The sequence below is a fragment of the Rhodococcus sp. T2V genome, from assembly GCF_029269925.1.
GTDB classification, from domain to species: domain Bacteria; phylum Actinomycetota; class Actinomycetes; order Mycobacteriales; family Mycobacteriaceae; genus Rhodococcus_F; species Rhodococcus_F koreensis.
This window is the reverse complement of record NZ_JARJBD010000368.1, coordinates 1-567: the sequence shown is the minus strand read 5'-3', so window position 1 is coordinate 567 and position 567 is coordinate 1. Positions and strand designations below refer to the sequence as shown.

The window sequence follows — 567 nt, the reverse complement described above, 5'->3', positions numbered from 1 at the left end:
CTGGCCGCGATGGCCGATGCCGGTGGCGACCTGGATTGGGCGGTGTCGGTGGATTCCACCGTGGTGCGGGTGCACCAGCACGGCGCCAACACCGCGCGTGACACAGGGGGATCTACCGAATTACACGAATCTGCTTGACGAACCGGTCGATCACGGCATCGGCCGGTCCCGCGGCGGGTTGACCTGCAAAGTCCACCTGGCGTGCGATGGCGACGGACGTCCCTTGTCGGTGCTGGTGGGTCCTGGCCAGGCCGGCGACAGCCCGATGTTCGGCCCGCTCCTGGAGGGCATCTGCGTGCCGCGCATCGGTGGCGGCGCACCCCGCACGCGCCCGGACGAGGTCCGTGCCGACAAGGCGTACACATCCAAGGCCAATCGAGAACTACTACGCAGCAAGGGCATCAAGGCGGTCATTCCCGAGAAGTCCGATCAGGTGGCCAACCGCAAGAACAAGGGCAGCGCGGGCGGGCGGCCACCGAACTTCGATGCCGAGTCGTACAAGGGCCGCAACGTGGTGGAAAGGGCCTTCAACAAGGCAAAACAGTGGCGAGCGGTGGCAACCCGGTA

At 66.5% G+C, this 567-nt stretch carries 1 pseudogene; it reads left to right on the top strand.

Features of this window, described 5'->3' with window-relative positions:
* Positions 1 to 157: 157 nt before the first annotated feature.
* A pseudogene (locus P3H15_RS54415) lies at positions 158 to 567 on the top strand (IS5 family transposase); the annotation flags it as partial.